Genomic DNA, 1,412 nt, shown 5'->3' with positions numbered 1-1,412 from the left:
GTCGGGCACGCTGTTGGGTATCTGAAGGTACGGCCGTTCTGGTCGCCTTCAGTGCCGGCCCCAGTGAACTCGGGATTCGTCCCGGGGTGATGGGTGGCTGGTCGTTGTTTGAGAACTGCACAGTGGACGCGAGCATCTGTGGCCAAGTTTTTAAGGGCGCACGGTGGATGCCTTGGCACCAGGAACCGATGAAGGACGTGGGAGGCCGCGATAGTCCCCGGGGAGTCGTCAACCAGACTTTGATCCGGGGGTTTCCGAATGGGGAAACCCGGCAGTCGTCATGGGCTGTCACCCACTGCTGAACACATAGGCAGTGTGGAGGGAACGAGGGGAAGTGAAACATCTCAGTACCCTCAGGAAGAGAAAACAACCGTGATTCCGGGAGTAGTGGCGAGCGAAACTGGATCAGGCTAAACCTCAGGCGTGTGAGACCCGGCAGGGGTTGCGTTTGGGGGGTTGTGGGATCTCTCTTCTGTCGTCTGCCGGCGACAGGACGAGTCAGAAACCGTTGATGTAGACGAAGGACATGCGAAAGGTCCGGCGTAGAGGGTAAGACCCCCGTAGTCGAAACGTCAGCGGCTCGTTTGAGAGACACCCAAGTAGCACGGGGCCCGAGAAATCCCGTGTGAATCTGGCGGGACCACCCGCTAAGCCTAAATATTCCCTGGTGACCGATAGCGGATAGTACCGTGAGGGAATGGTGAAAAGTACCGCGGGAGCGGAGTGAAATAGTACCTGAAACCGTGTGCCTACAAGCCGTGGGAGCGTCGGAGCAAGGCTTGCCTTGTTCTCGTGACTGCGTGCCTTTTGAAGAATGAGCCTGCGAGTTTGCGGTGTGTTGCGAGGTTAACCCGTGTGGGGAAGCCGTAGCGAAAGCGAGTCCGAATAGGGCGTTTCAGTAGCACGCTCAAGACCCGAAGCGGAGTGATCTAGCCATGGGCAGGTTGAAGCGGAGGTAAGACTTCGTGGAGGACCGAACCCACCAGGGTTGAAAACCTGGGGGATGACCTGTGGTTAGGGGTGAAAGGCCAATCAAACTCCGTGATAGCTGGTTCTCCCCGAAATGCATTTAGGTGCAGCGTCGTGTGTTTCTTGCCGGAGGTAGAGCACTGGATAGGCGATGGGCCCTACCGGGTTACTGACCTTAGCCAAACTCCGAATGCCGGTAAGTGAGAGCGCGGCAGTGAGACTGTGGGGGATAAGCTCCATGGTCGAGAGGGAAACAGCCCAGAGCATCGACTAAGGCCCCTAAGCGTACGCTAAGTGGGAAAGGATGTGGAGTCGCAGAGACAACCAGGAGGTTGGCTTAGAAGCAGCCACCCTTGAAAGAGTGCGTAATAGCTCACTGGTCTAGTGATTCCGCGCCGACAATGTAGCGGGGCTCAAGCGTACCGCCGAAGTCGTGTCATTGC

The 1,412-nt window shown here is 57.4% G+C and carries 1 rRNA gene; it reads left to right on the top strand.

Going from position 1 to position 1,412, the window contains the following annotated elements:
* Positions 1–140: 140 nt before the first annotated feature.
* Positions 141–1,412 (top strand): 23S ribosomal RNA (locus tag Sfr03f_RS30075); the annotation flags it as partial.

The organism is Streptomyces fragilis (genome assembly GCF_003112515.1).
In the GTDB taxonomy this organism is placed as follows: Bacteria; Actinomycetota; Actinomycetes; order Streptomycetales; family Streptomycetaceae; genus Streptomyces; species Streptomyces fragilis.
This window is presented reverse-complemented; position numbering and strand designations above follow the sequence as displayed.